Annotated in this window: 15 protein-coding genes; 9 read left to right on the top strand and 6 right to left on the bottom strand. The window is 41.1% G+C overall.

What is annotated here, in order from left to right; translation table 11 throughout:
• Position 1: 1 nt before the first annotated feature.
• From ispG to der, 5 genes are all read left to right on the top strand, one after another.
• Positions 2–1,120, top strand: a complete 1,119-nt coding sequence (gene ispG / locus ACJJVZ_RS00895; RefSeq protein WP_077535510.1) for a flavodoxin-dependent (E)-4-hydroxy-3-methylbut-2-enyl-diphosphate synthase — start codon at positions 2–4, stop codon at positions 1,118–1,120.
• 137 nt (positions 1,121–1,257) lie between these two features.
• Positions 1,258–2,538 carry a histidine--tRNA ligase gene (gene hisS / locus ACJJVZ_RS00890; RefSeq protein ID WP_182703086.1) on the top strand — a complete coding sequence of 427 codons (1,281 nt, stop codon included), beginning with the start codon at positions 1,258–1,260 and terminating at the stop codon, positions 2,536–2,538.
• 19 nt (positions 2,539–2,557) lie between these two features.
• Entirely contained in the window at positions 2,558–3,178 is a 621-nt protein-coding gene (locus tag ACJJVZ_RS00885; RefSeq protein ID WP_405597305.1) for a YfgM family protein, read from the top strand.
• 10 nt (positions 3,179–3,188) lie between these two features.
• Positions 3,189–4,367, top strand: a complete 1,179-nt coding sequence (bamB, locus tag ACJJVZ_RS00880; protein WP_405597302.1) for an outer membrane protein assembly factor BamB — start codon at positions 3,189–3,191, stop codon at positions 4,365–4,367.
• Between the two features lie 93 nt (positions 4,368–4,460).
• Positions 4,461–5,927 (top strand): ribosome biogenesis GTPase Der, encoded by a 1,467-nt coding sequence (der, locus tag ACJJVZ_RS00875; protein ID WP_077535506.1) that lies wholly within the window; start codon positions 4,461–4,463, stop codon positions 5,925–5,927.
• 80 nt (positions 5,928–6,007) lie between these two features.
• On the opposite strand, the gene ACJJVZ_RS00870 is transcribed toward der, so the two are convergent.
• Positions 6,008–6,511, bottom strand: a complete 504-nt coding sequence (locus ACJJVZ_RS00870) for a zf-TFIIB domain-containing protein (RefSeq protein WP_405597299.1) — start codon at positions 6,509–6,511, stop codon at positions 6,008–6,010.
• 24 nt (positions 6,512–6,535) lie between these two features.
• Positions 6,536–7,120: a DUF4202 domain-containing protein gene (locus tag ACJJVZ_RS00865; protein ID WP_273049853.1), complete on the bottom strand. Its 585-nt coding sequence runs from the start codon at positions 7,118–7,120 to the stop codon at positions 6,536–6,538.
• A 498-nt stretch (positions 7,121–7,618) separates the two neighbouring features.
• Between ACJJVZ_RS00865 and ACJJVZ_RS00860 the strand changes: the two genes are divergently transcribed.
• Positions 7,619–8,929, top strand: coding sequence for a DASH family cryptochrome (locus ACJJVZ_RS00860; protein WP_405597296.1), 1,311 nt, complete (start codon positions 7,619–7,621; stop codon positions 8,927–8,929).
• A gap of 145 nt (positions 8,930–9,074) precedes the next feature.
• Here the strand turns inward: ACJJVZ_RS00860 and ACJJVZ_RS00855 are convergent, their stop codons facing one another.
• Complete coding sequence (locus ACJJVZ_RS00855; protein WP_405597293.1) at positions 9,075–10,157, bottom strand: YeiH family protein; 1,083 nt, start codon at positions 10,155–10,157, stop codon at positions 9,075–9,077.
• Positions 10,158–10,278: 121 nt separating this feature from the next.
• Between ACJJVZ_RS00855 and ACJJVZ_RS00850 the strand changes: the two genes are divergently transcribed.
• The 3 genes from ACJJVZ_RS00850 to ltrA all read left to right on the top strand — a co-directional run bounded on the left by ACJJVZ_RS00850 (position 10,279) and on the right by ltrA (position 13,539).
• Positions 10,279–11,157 (top strand): LysR family transcriptional regulator, encoded by an 879-nt coding sequence (locus ACJJVZ_RS00850; RefSeq protein WP_405597290.1) that lies wholly within the window; start codon positions 10,279–10,281, stop codon positions 11,155–11,157.
• A gap of 119 nt (positions 11,158–11,276) precedes the next feature.
• Positions 11,277–11,837 carry a hypothetical protein gene (locus ACJJVZ_RS00845; RefSeq protein ID WP_405597287.1) on the top strand — a complete coding sequence of 187 codons (561 nt, stop codon included), beginning with the start codon at positions 11,277–11,279 and terminating at the stop codon, positions 11,835–11,837.
• Positions 11,838–12,225: 388 nt separating this feature from the next.
• Positions 12,226–13,539 carry a group II intron reverse transcriptase/maturase gene (gene ltrA / locus ACJJVZ_RS00840; RefSeq protein WP_405597284.1) on the top strand — a complete coding sequence of 438 codons (1,314 nt, stop codon included), beginning with the start codon at positions 12,226–12,228 and terminating at the stop codon, positions 13,537–13,539.
• Positions 13,540–13,623: 84 nt separating this feature from the next.
• On the opposite strand, the gene ACJJVZ_RS00835 is transcribed toward ltrA, so the two are convergent.
• The 3 genes from ACJJVZ_RS00835 to ACJJVZ_RS00825 all read right to left on the bottom strand — a co-directional run bounded on the left by ACJJVZ_RS00835 (position 13,624) and on the right by ACJJVZ_RS00825 (position 16,278).
• Positions 13,624–14,019 (bottom strand): GFA family protein, encoded by a 396-nt coding sequence (locus tag ACJJVZ_RS00835; protein WP_405597282.1) that lies wholly within the window; start codon positions 14,017–14,019, stop codon positions 13,624–13,626.
• A 340-nt stretch (positions 14,020–14,359) separates the two neighbouring features.
• Positions 14,360–15,448, bottom strand: coding sequence for an IS91 family transposase (locus tag ACJJVZ_RS00830; protein WP_405597279.1), 1,089 nt, complete (start codon positions 15,446–15,448; stop codon positions 14,360–14,362).
• Positions 15,445–16,278: a tyrosine-type recombinase/integrase gene (locus tag ACJJVZ_RS00825; RefSeq protein ID WP_405597276.1), complete on the bottom strand. Its 834-nt coding sequence runs from the start codon at positions 16,276–16,278 to the stop codon at positions 15,445–15,447. The genes ACJJVZ_RS00830 and ACJJVZ_RS00825 overlap by 4 nt, the downstream gene beginning before the upstream one ends.
• Positions 16,279–16,305 lie beyond the last annotated feature (27 nt).

The raw sequence follows: 16,305 nt of genomic DNA, 5'->3' as shown, positions 1-16,305 counted from the left end.
TATGTTTTCAGAATCTCCAATTAAACGCAGAAAATCCACACGTATTAACGTAGGTAACGTCCCTATTGGTGACGGTGCCCCAATTGCCGTCCAATCGATGACCAACACCGACACGATGGATGTTGATGCAACCGTTGCGCAAATTCAGGCAATACAAGATGCCGGTGCCGATATAGTTCGGGTATCAGTACCAACTATGGATGCCGCAGACGCATTTAGAAGTATAAAAGAGCAAGTGACTATCCCGCTAGTTGCGGATATTCACTTTGATTACCGTATCGCTTTAAAAGTAGCAAAATACGGCGTAGATTGCCTGCGTATAAATCCAGGTAACATTGGCAGCGAAGAACGAATAAGAGCCGTTGTCGATTCAGCCCGCGAGCATAATATTCCCATTCGTATAGGCGTAAATGGCGGTTCACTAGAGCGTGATTTGCAAGAAAAATACGGCGAACCAACACCGGAAGCGCTATTAGAATCAGCAATGCGCCATGTAAACATATTGCGCCGCTTGGATTTTGACCAATTTAAAATATCAGTAAAGGCCTCCGACGTATTTTTAGCCGTAGGCGCGTATCGCTTACTTGCAAAAGAAATAGATCAGCCATTGCATTTAGGGATCACTGAAGCAGGCGGCATGCGTTCGGGCTCTGTTAAATCGGCAGTTGGCCTAGGCATGTTACTTGCCGAAGGGATTGGCGACACGCTGCGTGTTTCACTCGCTGCCGATCCCGTGCAAGAAATCAAAGTTGGCTTTGATATTTTAAAATCGCTGCGCATTCGTTCGCGGGGTATTAATTTTATCGCCTGCCCGAGCTGCTCTCGCCAAGAATTTGATGTTGTAAGCACCATGAATCAACTAGAAGAACGCCTTGAAGATATTATCGAGCCAGTATCGGTATCAGTCATTGGCTGTGTTGTAAATGGCCCAGGTGAAGCACTGGTTAGTGATATAGGCCTTGCCGGTGCAAACCGTCGTTCTGGCCTGTATATTAATGGCGAGCGTCAAAAAGCACGCATCGATAACAATAATATTGTTGAGCAACTCGAAGGCTATGTTCGCGACTTTATAGAGAAAAAACAAAACCAAACACCTATAGATATAAAAATAGTCGAATAAATACCGTATATAGCGGCAAACAGCGCTGTTTGCCGTTTACCTTTATAATCAGAACGCTATAATGGCAGGTCAATTTTTAGCATTCTTGTTGTGTAAGCATTTTTTATTACACAAAAAATAGTATTTAGGATTTATCAGTGGCAAAACAAATTCAGGCAGTTCGCGGTATGAACGATTGTCTGCCAGGCGACACACAAGTTTGGCAGAAAGTAGAAAACATTTTACGCGAGACAGTAGCATCGTTCGGTTATCAAGAAATTCGTTTTCCTATTGTAGAATCAACCGACTTATTTAAACGCTCTATTGGTGAAGTTACCGATATTGTAGAAAAAGAAATGTACACCTTTGCCGATCGCAATGGCGACTTGTTAACACTGCGACCAGAAGGCACCGCAGTATGCGTACGTGCTGGTAACGAAAACGGGTTATTGTACAACCAAGAGCAGCGCCTTTGGTATATGGGCCCAATGTTTCGCCACGAGCGTCCGCAAAAAGGTCGTTACCGTCAGTTTCACCAATTTGGTTTAGAGACATTTGGTATTGCCAGTGCAGATATAGATGCAGAAGTTATTTTATTAACGGCACAGTTATGGGAAGCCTTTGGTATTACTGAACACGTTCGCTTAGAGCTTAACTCTTTAGGGTCTAATGAAGCACGTGCAGATTACCGTGATGCGTTAGTTGCCTACCTTGAGCAACACATTGATGTGCTTGATGAAGACTCAAAACGCCGTATGTATTCAAACCCATTACGCGTACTTGATAGCAAAAATCCAGATGTACAAGCCATATTAACCGACGCACCTAAATTATCTGAGAATTTAGATGCTGAATCAAAAGAACATTTTGAAAATTTATGTGAACGTTTAGACGCAGCTGGCGTCTCATACACGGTTAACGAAAAATTAGTTCGTGGCTTGGATTACTATAACCGCACAGTATTTGAGTGGGTAACCGATAGTTTAGGTGCACAGGGCACAGTATGTGCTGGCGGTCGTTACGATGGTTTAGTTGAACAACTAGGCGGTAAAGCCACTCCAGCAGTTGGTTTTGCAATGGGCCTTGAGCGTTTGGTGTTGTTATTACAAGCACTAGAGTGCGTAGGTGACATACGCCGCAATGCTGATGTATATTTAGCGGCAATGGGTGATAAAGCCAGTATTCAAGCGCCTATTATTGCGTCTGAACTACGCCGTGATGTGGCTGGCCTTCGTGTGATGGTTCATGCGGGCGGCGGTAACTTCAAAAAACAATTAAAACGTGCTGATAAAAGCGATGCACTTGTTGCAGTTATTATTGGTGAAGATGAATTAGAAAAAGGCGTTGTGACTATTAAATATTTACGCGAGCGTAAAGAACAAGTCACATTAGAATTAGAACAAGCTAAAGCGCTATTAGCAGAGCTTATTAACGGCTAAGCGAACATTAGAGGTAAACATGGATATTTATTCAACAGAAGAACAACAAGCAGAAGCCATTAAACGTTTTTTCCGTGAAAACGGCCTGTCACTTGCACTCGGTGTAATTGTAGGTTTAGGTGGTTTATATGGTTGGAAAGCCTATAACCAGAACCAAATTACCACGGCAGAACAAGCATCAGATTCGTATACAACACTTGTTGAAAGTGATGATGTGTTATCTGCGGCTGATACATTTATCAGCGAAAATAAAGATACAAACTACGCTACATTGGCGGCATTTGTTGCAGCTAAAGATGCTGTAGAAGCGCAAAACCTAGCTGTTGCTAGCGAAAAACTAAGCTGGATTGTATCAAACGTTGAAAACGCAGAGTTAAAAGCGATTGCGATTACGCGTTTAGCACGCATTCAAATAGCACAAACAAAGTATGACGATGCATTAAATACATTAAATGCACCACTACCTGAAGCATTTAATGCAAATGTTGCGGAGCTTAAAGGCGATATTTACGCTCAGCAAGGCAATAAAGAGCAAGCACGCACTGCGTATCAAGCAGCGGTAGATGCAGGTGGATTAACAGCTAATCCTCTTTTACAAGTTAAGTTAGATGACCTAGCAGTAACTAGCCCAGCGGCATAAGGTTTTAGGCATGAAAAAATTAACAACAGCAGCCCTTGCTTTATGTATGGCAACATTAATGGGATGCTCATCGAGTGATGACGAAGAAGAACTCGTCCTTCCTGAAATTGTAAATCAGTTTGAGACTGATGTTATATGGCAAGAGTCGATAGGCGATGGTGTAGAGCACTATTTTTCTCGCTTAACGCCAGCCATATATAAAGATAATGTATATGTTGCTAGCCGTGAAGGCCAAATTGAAGCGCTTTCACTTACTAACGGCGATACAAAATGGGAAACTGATATACGTCAGAATACTTCATTTTGGCCGTGGGCTAATAACGGCACTGCAAAATTATCAGGCGGTATCTTACAAGCTTATGGTAAAATATACATTGGCTCTGAGCATGGCTTTGTAATTGCGCTAGATCGTGAAACAGGCGAAGAAGTTTGGCGTAAAAATGTACCTGGTGAATCACTGTCTAAACCGGCAGCTGGCGACGGTCTCATATTTGTTAATTTAGCCTCAGGTAAATTACTCGCGCTTCACCCAGATACGGGCGAAGAACGCTGGAACTTTGAACAAGAAGTTCCACCATTAACATTACGTGGACAAAGCTCACCAACCGTTGCAAATGGTGGTGTATTAGTAGGCCTGGAAACAGGCAAACTCAATGTTTTGATTTCAGACACTGGTTACTCAGCATGGAGCGCAGAAATCGCGGTAGCAAAAGGCGCATCAGAATTTGAACGCCTTGTTGATGTAGACACTCAGCCACTTATTAGTGGCCCGTACGCATACGCTATTGCCTATAACGGTAATCTGGCAGCTATTGATATTCGCTCTGGAAATGTTGTGTGGAAACGCGAATACAGCAGCTATCGCGAAATTTCGATGGATGCACAAAGTCTTTATGTAGTAGATAGCAATGGCGTTATTTATTCATTAGATAAAAATTCAGGTATTGAACGTTGGAGTCAACCTGCTCTACGTGGTTGGTACTTAACCGGTCCTACTGTTGCAGGTAGTAATTTAGCCATAGGCGACCAAGAAGGTAATCTACATTGGTTAAATAAAGACACTGGCGAGCTAGTATCTCGTGAAGACTTTGACAGCTCAGGCTTTTTTATTGAGCCAGTTGTTGCCGACGATAAACTGATTCTATACACCCGTGATGGTGAAGTTAGTGCGGTTAAAATACCAAACTAACTTACTACTATTAGTATAACCTGCTAATAGTTAATTATTTTTTGTAAGGCTTCGCACTGCGAAGCCTTTTGTTGTTTTTTAAAGAGGTAGTTTATGCTTCCCGTGATCGCTCTAGTTGGGCGACCCAATGTGGGCAAGTCCACATTATTTAACCGTTTAACACGTACTCGTGATGCACTCGTAGCCGATTTCCCTGGTTTAACACGAGATAGAAAATATGGCCAAGCTAGCTACGATGGCTATGAATTTATCGTGGTAGATACGGGCGGTATTGATGGCTCAGAAGAAGGCATCGAAATCGAAATGGCAGATCAATCTCTGCTAGCCATTGAAGAAGCCGACATTGTGCTATTTTTAGTCGATGCCCGTGTTGGTATGACCGTTGCCGATCAAGCCATTGCTAATCATTTGCGCAAGCAAGATAAGAAATGCTTTGTTGTCGCTAACAAAACCGATGGTATTGATGCTGATTCAAGCTGTGCTGAATTTTACCAATTATCATTAGGTGAGATCCACCATATTGCGGCATCACATGGCCGTGGTATTACGTTATTACTTGAGCAAACTCTTCAGCCGCTTATTGCTGAATTAGCAGCGCAAGATGAAGACGTAGCCGACAACGACGAAGAACTTATTGATCTTTACGAAGAAGGTGAAGGGGATGACACCGATCATCAAGCGTTTGCAGATAAACCTGTAAAGCTTGCGATAATTGGCCGCCCTAACGTTGGTAAGTCAACGCTTACAAACCGTATACTTGGTGAAGATCGTGTAATTGTATACGACATGCCAGGTACAACACGCGATTCTATCTACATTCCGATGACTCGAAATGAAAAAGAGTACGTGTTAATCGACACAGCTGGTGTGCGTAAACGTAAAAAAGTAAGTGACGTAGTAGAAAAGTTCTCTGTCATTAAAACGCTTCAAGCAATCGAAGATTGTAATGTGGTGTTGTTAATTGTTGATGCGCGTGATGGTATTTCTGATCAAGACTTGAGCTTGCTTGGTTTTGCTCTTAACTCAGGTCGTTCATTGGTTATTGCCGTGAACAAATGGGATGGCTTAGACGATTACGTTAAAGATCGTATTAAATCAGAGCTCGATCGCCGTTTAGGCTTTATTGACTTTGCACGCCTGCACTTTATATCTGCATTACACGGTACAGGTGTTGGTCACTTATTTGAATCGGTTGATGAAGCTTACGAGTCTGCAACTAAACGTATAAGTACAGCCATGCTACGCCGAATTATGGACATGGCTCAAGCTGATCACCAGCCGCCACTTGTTCGTGGACGTCGTGTTAAGCTTAAATATGCCCATGCCGGTGGTTATAACCCACCACGTATTGTTATTCACGGTAACCAAGTTAAAGACCTACCAGATAGTTATAAACGTTACCTGATGAACTATTACCGTAAAGCGCTTAAAATTATGGGTACACCTATCAAAATTGAATTTAGAGAAGGTGAAAACCCATTTGCTGGTCGTGTTAATAAAGTAACACTGTCGCAAAAACGTAAAATACGTGCGTTTGCTAAAGAAAACCGTAATAAATAAATTTTAAAAAATTAGTTTATTACAATAAAAACGGCGTACTTTTTAGTACGCCGTTTTTTGTTTTAATATGTTATTAAGAGTTACAAACCAAGTAAAGCTAAACGAACCAAGTTCTCAACGGTGGTTTCATGCGCACTTTTATTTTTATTAGTTGGCGTAAACCTAGAAATAGGTGATTTAATAGTTATAAAACCATGGTCGGTTGCCATTTCATGGGCTAACAGCTTACGCTCTCGAGGTGTTAGGTGGTTTTCATGTATCTTGCTTAATTCTCCACTATCAAGCCAAATTCCTGCACAACCTGGGCATTCGTCTATTTCGACAGCCTTTACTGGCGAAAAATACCTGCGCATCATTACAATACTTTTGCACTTTGGGCAGTTTATTCGTAGCGAAACATCGTATTCTTTCTCGCTATGTTCACTCAAATGTTTTAGCAATACCTGACTATGCTTTAGCTCTGGTGAGCTAAATTTAAATATTTGGCTGTTATCAAAAAATACGCCACCTTGCGCTGAAGTGTAAACAGTAATACCGCCAATTAATAACGGTTTAAGAGAGCTGTTTGTACGTGGGCATAACATTTTAAAAATCCTTTTTATTTTTTATTAAAGTGCTTTATGAATAAGCCCAACAAGCGGCTCTGGTAAAGTAATATTACCTGCAAGTACAAACTCATGCGCGTCATCAGACATTTTTTGCCACGTACGTCGAATTATACCTATCCACTTTTGCTCATCATAATCAGGTTTAGAGCGGGTAAATTCAAGCATGTAATGCTCAATAAATACAAGGCTTGCCACATCTTCAACTAACTGGCTGTCGGGATTACGTTTGATATTTTTTTTAGCTACGGCTTCATAAACACGATTTTGCTCTATTTCATTAAAACCAGCTTGTTGCATTAATTCAACGACCGTTGACGCATGAAAAATATAAAGCGCAGTTCGCCATTGGTGATAACCTTGTTTATTCATTTCAAAGCCACTACGAGGTGATTTCCAACGCTCTATATGCTGCGCACGCACTGCAATTTTCATGAGTTCATCTGCATTTGGCATAAAACGAAGTAGCATTTCGCTCATACGCTCTGAATATAAACGCTCTTTTGGGAAGCTTTTCCCGTCATGCAATTCATTATTAGGGTCTTGGCTATTAGCTTCATCAATCAGCGTTATTACTTTATTAAACATGACGGTCATTATTGTAATTAGTTTTCTCTATTTTAATCAGCTCATAAACAATATGCCAGCAATGAAAATTACGAAATTCTAAAGTTCATTTATTTTTAAAACCTAATATCAATGTATGCAGTGATGCATCACTAGGGCCTGTTTATCTTTCGAGGTTAAATTTGCAGCAGGCTGTTTGGTATTTAGGCAAGGCAGAGCCTATGGTGTGTGGTTATTCCCCATAAATAGGCGATAACGCAGCATAAATGCCAAACATGCGCTGCCCGAAGGGTTCTGCCTAGGGGCAATTTACTCTTTGTTGCTCGGTTTTTACTTAGCCCACTAGGTTACAAACCTCACGCCGCGATTAAATCGCCCCTAGATTGAACAAATTTTAATCCTTAAAGGTCAACAGGCCCTAGAGCCTTTTTTATGCAGCATATAAGTTTACTAAAATGTAATCGCTGTTTGTTTAAAATACGTAACGATCTGTAATAATTATTAGGAAGATCCGCAAACATGAGCAAACGTATTTTATATTGGCTACAAAATGATTTACGCATAGACGACAACCCTATTTTTAGCGAACTTGCTTTGCAGCAATGCGCACTCGATATTGTATTTGTAATAAATCCGCACTGGTTTAGAAATAATAACTACCAACAAAAACCATATGGCGTGCACAAACAACAGTTTTTAATGCAAAGCTTATTTGAGCTGCAACAAGCGCTTATTGAACGCGGACAAACTCTGCATGTACTTGAGGGCGAGCCTGTTACAGTGTTAAAGCAAAGAATTGCGGATCAACATATTGACGAGGTTGTATGCGCAGAGCACGTTGGAATATATGAGCAACGCCAACTCGCGCGACTAAAAGCACATTGCCCGCATCTGATATTTAAAACGACTCAACAAGACACTTTATTTAAACAAAGCGACCTCCCTTTTGATTTAAACGAGCTGCCTAAAAACTTTACCCTATTTAGAAAAAAGGTAGAGGCGGTAAATATTCCCATCACGCTTTCAGCGTTGCCTAAAACGTTATTACCAAAACCCATTACTTTATGTGCTGCAAAGCCAATTGAACTGCACAATAATCTTGAGCATTTTATACACGGAGGCCTTAATAGTGCGCAAACACATTTGGAGCACTACTTTTCAGGCTTACTACCAAGTACCTATAAAACAACTCGAAACGAGCTTGATGGCTTTAATAACACCACTAAATTTAGTGCATGGCTTGCCTTTGGCTGCATAAGTGCACGACAAGTTTATAATGCAGTTAAACAGTACGAGCAAAACCACATAGCAAACGAGTCTACTTACTGGGTTAAGTTTGAGCTGTTATGGCGTGAGTATTTTAAATGGCATGCACTTAACGTAGGTAACAGCCTGTTTAGCTTTAAAGGCCAAAAACACACTAAACCCCTTACAACGTTTATGCCAAATCGCTTTGCTGCGTGGTGCAATGGCGCAACCCCCTACCCCTTGGTGAACGCTATTATGAATGAACTTAATGCCACCGGGTATATATCAAACCGAGCTAGGCAAGTTGCAGCAAGTTGCTTAGTTAACGAACTTAGCCTTGATTGGCGCTATGGCGCGGCCTATTTTGAACAGCAACTGATTGATTACGACGTAGCTGCTAATTGGGGCAACTGGCAATATATAGCGGGCGTGGGTGTAGATCCGCGCGGTGGCAGGCACTTTAATATACAAAAGCAAACATTGCAGTTTGATCCGCATGCTGTTTACACTAACAAGTGGCAAGGCAATAAACATACAAGCACACAGCTTGATAACGTAAACGAAGTTGATTGGCCAATTTAAGCCGCTAATCTAGTTAACCTGAGTTCTGGATAATAAATCTATCTCAAGCAGCTATTTTGAGCTAGAGAGAAACAAACTTAAATATCGTTATTATTTATAGCGTTTTTAAATATCTTAGCCAAAACTCAGGTTATTCATCCAAAATTTAAAACAGCTCAGCAATGCCTATATTAATAGCGTAACCACCTAACGTTAAAAATAAAAATAAACACAGCGCCAGTAACAGTGGCTTAATCCCCGCTTGGCGAATAGCCCCAATATGTGTGCGTAAACCCAAAGCCACCATCGCAATCGTGAGTAATATATTATCAAACCAAACAACTGCGCTTGTAGCCACTTGAGGAAGTATAGAGAGTGAATGTACACCACTTGTCGCAATAAATAATACCGCAAACCAAGGAATAGTGATGCCTGATTTATTCCCCTCGCTGTTTGCAATGCTACCTATTTTTAAATTTTTTTTATTTTGCCAATACGATAAACACAACAAAAATGGGGCTAGCATCATCACTCTTAACATTTTTTCGATCACCGCCGTATCGGTAGCATTTTCGCTTACAGCACTGCCCGCAGCCACGACTTGCGCTACTTCATGAATCGTTGAACCGATAAAAATACCATACGCGTGCTCCGTCATGCCCATATATTCAAACAATAACGGATACGCGAACATACTCAGTGTGCCAAACACTACAACCGTTGCCACAGCTACTGATACTTTGTGCGCCTGCGCTTTTATTACCGGCTCAGTTGCCATTACAGCGGCAGCGCCACAAATTGAGCTACCTGCGCCAATTAATATAGTCGTGTGTTCATCAAGTTTAAATACGTATTTACCTAAGCTAAGTGCTAACATAAACGTACCGCTAAGTACTGTAATATCGGTTATCAACCCAGTTAAACCAACTCCCGCTACTTGTGAAAATGTAACCCTAAAACCAAATAAAATAATACCCGCTTTGAGTAAAGTACTTTTAGCATAATTAACACCCACATCGATATGAGTCGCAATGCGCGAAAAAACACTGTTACCAACAATAATGCCAAGTACAATACCAAGCGTTAAAGAACTAAACTGAGCGCTTTGCATTACCGGCAACTTACTCAGGGCAACAGCAACCACCGCTAAAACAATAACGAGCAGCATTCCTAACCACCAACGCGAATCGTTGTATTGCTTAGTATTAACACTAAAATACTGTGCTATTTTTTTAATTTTACTAAGCATAATCATCCCTTCATAAAGTCATCGTAATTAATTGACTTCATTATAATAAAGCGCAAAATATAACTCTAATACATTAAAATCATAATTTGATAACTTAAGGTTATGTAACTTGAGAGGCACAATGAACCTACATGCACTTCGGGTGTTTCATACGGTTGCTAAACTAAGTAGCTTTTCGGCCGCAGCTGAAGCACTGTTTATAAGTCAACCGGCGGTATCAAAGGCTTTAAAAGAGCTTGAGTATCAGCTAAACATACAACTGATTGAACGTGCATCCAAGGGTAAAAAACTCACTTTAAGTGAAGCTGGGCAAGCGCTTTTTGAACATGCTCGTAGTATTTTTGCTATCGAAAAAGCAGCCATCGAAGATATAAAATCGCGTACAGGGCTTAAGCGAGGCACACTCGTTATAGGCAGCAGCACCACCATTGCAAGCTATTGGCTGCCCCCTTATTTAGCTAAATTTTGCGCGCAACATCCACATATAAAAGTAGAAGTACAAGTTGCCAATACCGCACAAATTGAACATGCCTTACTTGAATGCACTATAGATTTAGCACTGGTTGAAGGCACACCTACCGAGCCGCATATAATAAGTAGGCACTGGCAAAACGATTTAATGAGTGTGGTTATACCGAGTAACTTAAAGCCCGCTAAAAATGTAAAAGCATGGTTAAACAAGCAGTTTTGGCTGCTGCGCGAACCTGGCTCTGGCACACTCGAAATGTCGGTTAAGTTACTACAACAACACGACGTTACAGCAAAAAACAGCATGCAATTGGGCAGTAACGAGGCTATAGCAAGAGCGGTAGCACAAGGGATGGGCGTTGCGTTATTGCCTAATGTGGTAACTGAAGATTTAGTGCAATTAGGTAAATTAACACGCCTAAAGCCACAAAATAACATCGAGCTATCACGGCCATTATATCAATTACACTATAAAGACAGACCGTCTTCGCATGCAGCGCAAGCATTCGAAAAAAGCCTATTTAGTGAATAATGTTTATATAAGTGAACTTAACGCGATCTGTAAGTCGTATGTGTACCATCAACAGACATTCAAAAGAAAGTGGCAAAAGGCAAGACGCGACCCCATTTTCTGCTCTGGAGTATTAGAATATGAAAGTATATAAATTACGTCCAGATACGAAGTATCGCTTAATGTATCCAGAGTCTACGGTATATCAGTCTGACTTATGGGATTTCCATGGGGATACTTTGGCTGGAAAGCTAATGAATTTTAATGCTCATTTTGAAAAAGACAGCAATGAGCCTATACCCGATATTGCTTATATAGGAATGGCAACATTTGCTTTTAGAGAAGATGTTGCGGAGGAACTTGCTGATATACTTGAGGGTATAGGTGAGTTCCTTCCATTTAGCGTAGATGGACAAACTTGGTATGCTCTAAATGTCACCACGTCAATAGATGCATTAGATGATGAAAACAGCACATACCTGATAAATACAGGGGCCATAAAACTTAATTTAGTCGAATTTGTTTTTTTCAAAGACAAGCTAACAAATGCTACTACTTTCAAGATCCCACAAGACAATCACACTGAAATTTTTTGTTGCGACAATCAAGAAAGTGATGACGATATACTAAATAACCTGTTCTGCGCAATCCATGGGAAATGCTATACAGGTATTTCCTTTGAGGAAGTATCAGAAGTTTAGTTCTTACTTTAAAAGGCGTTAACTACGCTCTTTGACTGAAGGTCTAATTGAAAAAGTCTTAACTTAAACTGTCATATTTGATTTTTGGAGCTTGACCAAATCTGACAGTCACTAATTCAAATAGTTAATGGACAGAAACGCGTTAGCGTGCAACTCTCTGTAAATATTATGAAAGTTGGCAAGAACCAACTGATGACACAAAATTAAATGTAGAGCTAGAATGAATCGTAACCATCTGTATCAAATACTAATAATCCCACCAGCCTACAAATAGATTCAGAATATTGAATAGCCCTAAACTTAGCCCTAAACTTGACAGCCATTCTAATTAAACAAATAAAACTGTGCCTAGATTCTAATTGGAAGTGCAAAATTTAGATTGGGTGTCTTGTTTATTTTTACCTCGAATGAATACAACCAAACAGATCGTGACCTGATGGCAAGGGTACTGAGCAACCACAATATTGGTGCAGCATGGCAACATGTTAAGCGCAATAAAGGGGCTGCGGGTATTGATAATATGAGTATTGAGGAATTTAATGACTTCGCTAAGTTACATTGGCTGGGTATTAAACAACAATTACTTAGCGGCACTTATCAACCCTTGCCAGTCAAACGCGTGATGATACCCAAACCTGATGGCGGTGAGCGAATGCTTGGGATCCCTGCTGTTATCGACAGAGTGATCCAACAAGCCATTGCTCAAGTGATTAGCCCTTATTTTGAGCCTCTATTTTCACCACATAGTTATGGTTATCGCCCTCATAAAAGAGCCAGTCAAGCAGTGAACCATGTTCAATCTTGTGTTAAACAAGGTTATAAAACAGCGGTTGATATCGACTTGTCTAAGTTCTTTGATGAAGTAGACCATGACATGCTGATGAATCGTGTTGGTCGTAAAATCAAAGACAAAGCACTCATGCGCCTACTTGGTAAATACCTCCGAGCGGGAGTAGCAGAGCGCGAAACAGGTCTGTGGTTTGAGTCAACCAAAGGCGTCCCTCAAGGTGGGCCATTATCCCCTTTACTTTCCAATATTTTACTCGATGAATTAGATAAGAAGCTAACCTACAAACACCTTAAGTTTGCACGTTACGCTGATGACATAATCATTTTAGTAAAAACGAAAAGCGAAGGGCTCATAATCCAACGGGAAATTACTGCGTTCATCACTAAGCGATTAAAGCTCAAAGTGAACGAATCGAAAAGTCGAGTCGGTCCAGTAACAGGCTCGAAATTTCTCGGGTTTACCTTTCGTTACGGTCAAGTGCAAATTCACGAACAGGCGCTAAAGAAATTTAAAGCAAATGTAAGAGAACTCACTAACCGCAACTGGGGGTTCTCAATGACCCTACAAATTCATAAACTCACACAGTATTTACGTGGCTGGGGACACTACTACCTAATAGCCAACGCTTATCAACTAACAGTGGATTTAGATCATTGGATCCGCCGTAGGATAAGGATGTGCTACTGGCGGCAGTGGCGCTCTTTATCAGGTATAGCACGTACCAAAGTACGCAGTTTAATGAAATTGGGTGTTAGCGAGCGACTCGCCATAGCCTGTGGTATCACCAGTAAAGGCCCTTGTAGAAGCTCAAAAACAAAAGGAATTAACATTGCGCTAGGTAATGACTATTTAGCATCACAAGGTTTAGTGTCATTGAAAGATATTTGGATCAATATTCATTACGGGAGATGAACCGCCCATTGCGGACCCGCATGATGGGTGGTGTGGGGGCTGGAGGTTAGAGACCTCCGGCTACCCGATTATACATTTTGCCGATTACTCATGCGGATGTTCCTCGAACTGTTTTGCATTGTCGCCGATTTTGAACCAGCTCGGCTTTTCAGAAACAAACTCGTGAAATGTGTTCTCGATTTCTATTTCACTATCTATGCAATTTGCGTTGATGGGGAAAGAATCCAATCCCGACAGAACTTCACCAAGCGCCGTGCCACATACTGAACAAAAGCATCGGTCATATTTATACGGAGGCTCAGCCTTGTAGGTGCTTATTTTGTCGCGGCCAGCAGTAATTTTAAATTTCTCGGATTTAACGAATGCCAATGAGCTTGCCCCAACTTTACGGCAGCGGCTGCAATGACACATGCCCATCATACTGGGCTTTTCAGTCAGCTCGAACCGAACTGTTCCGCAACAACAGCTTCCTTCAATCATGTGATGACTCCAATTAATGTATAACACTTTAGTATTTATGCGACACGCAGTTTGTGTTGCATAATCGCTTGTTGGACTGAGGCGCTACCTGCTCGGTGTGTCAGAGTTGGTGTTGTTTATGCTATGGGAATTTGCTTTTTAGAGGCTCTAGCTAAATCAGCTAATTTAATAAGCTTACCTATTATAATTTAAGCTTTCCCTGCGTTGCTCAGCATTTATTATGTCCCTATTAAACCTAATATTTAACCGTTAAGCAATGATATTTTTTACTCACACAGCCGCTACTAGCCTGAACAATTAAGCAGGTTAACTCATTGATTCTATTTAGCAGGCTAGCCCGCTAACTCGTTCGCTCTGTTTTAACGGTTGCCGCATTCGACTCTGCTATACCAATAAATCGCAAGATGCCAACTTTGCATGATTGACAGGGCCAATGTGGTATCAATGGATCTTTTTCTGTTTTTGGCTTCACTGGTTTACATATGTGTGACTCTTGAGCCCTTATTAACGCTAACTTTTGTTTACGACATGCATTGGCTAAAAATCCATAGTGGCGAATGCGCATAAACCCTTTGGGCAATATATGTTGTAAATAACGCCGTAAAAATTCGTCACAACTCAGTGTCATGACCTTATTCCGGTTATTATCTTTATAATCACGGTATTTAAAACTCACTGTTTGTTCATTCGCTGATACCAGCCGTGATTCTGACATCACGCCTTTTCGGGTATAACGTGCAAGGTAACTGACTAACTTTTCACTGTACGTTAAACAGGCTTTGCTATAAACACACCATTTAGTCGGGGTGCTTATCTTCGCGAATGAACTATCGCATTCATTGAGCGCCGCCAGCATTTTTCCTCTAAAGACCGTTGATAATGCTTTTACTGGGTATAAATAACCTTTTTCTATTTCGTGCCATTGTGCTTTACCAAGCGCTCCTGCGGGTATCAAGCAATGCAGGTGAATATGCTGACTTAAGTTTTGCCCCCACGTATGCAGCACGCTAGTCATGCCTAACTGGCCATGCTTTTTCCGTTTCGCAAATTTACTCAGCGTTTGCCATGTGGCTTTGAATAAACACTGATACAACGCGTTTGGGTTATAGTGCGCAATGATATTCAACTCATGAGGGAGTGTAAAAACAAGGTGGAAATACCGACACGGTAATAAATCTTCCTGCTGTTTTTGCACCCATTTAGCCGTGGCCATGCCTTGGCAACGTGGACAGTGACGATCTCGACAGCTACATCCAATTTGTTGTACTTCACCACAGCTATCACATTGCCATGCTTGGTAACCGAGCTGACCTGTTCTGCATGATTGCAGGTGCTGACAGACACGCAGTTGTTGATAGCTCACCGTATGATGTTGCCGATAATTCTCAAGATGTGAGTTTAAAATATCAGCGAGATGCAAAGCGCTCATTGTTTAGCCCAACTTGCGAGTAAATCAATGCCGCCATGCCCTAACTCAGGTAACCAGTGTAAGTAACTTTGCGTAGTTTTAATATCACTATGGCCAAGCTGATGTTGAAGTTGATGAAGCGGCATCCCTAACTCAAGTTGATGTGTTGCATAAGCATGGCGTAATACATGTGGATTACAGTGCTTTAAACCACACATTTGTGTATGTTTTTTCAATGCCTTTCTGAAGCTTGAGGGTGACATGGGTTTATCCATTAACCATCGAGAATAAAACATCCAGCCCGGTGGGTGATACATTTTCCAATAGCAACGTAATTGATTTAGCACACTGTCTGATACAACAACATAGCGTGACTTATCTCCTTTACCATGTTCAATTAAAATGGTTTTACGTTGTCCATCGATGTCTTGCACTTTAATACGCAGCAGTTCGCCAATACGCAAACCACACCCATAACACACCACTATCAATGTTTTTAAGCGCATATCCGTGCAACTTTCTATAAGTCGACGAATATCATCACGCGATAAATACGTGGGTGCGCGCAATTTTGCTTTTGGCAGTGCGATATTTAAGTTCAGTGGGCGGTGTAAAATATTCTTAAACAAAAACCAAATACTGTTTATTTGTATTTTCTGGCTCGCTCTGGAGAGCTTTCGAATAGCGGGATCGTTAAAAAAGGTATTCAGCTCATCATCAGTAATTAAATCGAGTGGTTTATTAAAATAATGGCTGAGTTTAAGCAAATGCTCACAGTAACTTTTACAGGTACTTTGTGAATAGCCACGGTAGGCTATTTCAGTTTTGACTTGTTCAATGAGTGTATTCATGACTTACCTCCAAATATGGGATAACCC

The sequence above is a fragment of the Pseudoalteromonas sp. Ld19 genome, from assembly GCF_045064135.1.
GTDB classification, from domain to species: Bacteria; Pseudomonadota; Gammaproteobacteria; order Enterobacterales; family Alteromonadaceae; genus Pseudoalteromonas; species Pseudoalteromonas aliena.
This window is presented reverse-complemented; position numbering and strand designations above follow the sequence as displayed.

Bases quoted from the DNA above. Each gene is read 5' to 3' on its own strand.
- ACJJVZ_RS00885 (WP_405597305.1), top strand. From the start codon at position 2,558: ATGGATATTTATTCAACAGAAGAACAACAAGCAGAAGCCATTAAACGT.
- bamB (WP_405597302.1), top strand. From the start codon at position 3,189: ATGAAAAAATTAACAACAGCAGCCCTTGCTTTATGTATGGCAACATTA.
- ACJJVZ_RS00825 (WP_405597276.1), bottom strand. From the start codon at position 16,278: ATGAATACACTCATTGAACAAGTCAAAACTGAAATAGCCTACCGTGGC.
- ACJJVZ_RS00830 (WP_405597279.1), bottom strand. From the start codon at position 15,448: ATGAGCGCTTTGCATCTCGCTGATATTTTAAACTCACATCTTGAGAAT.
- ACJJVZ_RS00835 (WP_405597282.1), bottom strand. From the start codon at position 14,019: ATGATTGAAGGAAGCTGTTGTTGCGGAACAGTTCGGTTCGAGCTGACT.
- der (WP_077535506.1), top strand. From the start codon at position 4,461: ATGCTTCCCGTGATCGCTCTAGTTGGGCGACCCAATGTGGGCAAGTCC.
- ACJJVZ_RS00845 (WP_405597287.1), top strand. From the start codon at position 11,277: ATGAAAGTATATAAATTACGTCCAGATACGAAGTATCGCTTAATGTAT.
- ACJJVZ_RS00865 (WP_273049853.1), bottom strand. From the start codon at position 7,120: ATGTTTAATAAAGTAATAACGCTGATTGATGAAGCTAATAGCCAAGAC.
- ispG (WP_077535510.1), top strand. From the start codon at position 2: ATGTTTTCAGAATCTCCAATTAAACGCAGAAAATCCACACGTATTAAC.
- ACJJVZ_RS00855 (WP_405597293.1), bottom strand. From the start codon at position 10,157: ATGCTTAGTAAAATTAAAAAAATAGCACAGTATTTTAGTGTTAATACT.
- ACJJVZ_RS00860 (WP_405597296.1), top strand. From the start codon at position 7,619: ATGAGCAAACGTATTTTATATTGGCTACAAAATGATTTACGCATAGAC.
- ACJJVZ_RS00850 (WP_405597290.1), top strand. From the start codon at position 10,279: ATGAACCTACATGCACTTCGGGTGTTTCATACGGTTGCTAAACTAAGT.
- ACJJVZ_RS00870 (WP_405597299.1), bottom strand. From the start codon at position 6,511: ATGTTATGCCCACGTACAAACAGCTCTCTTAAACCGTTATTAATTGGC.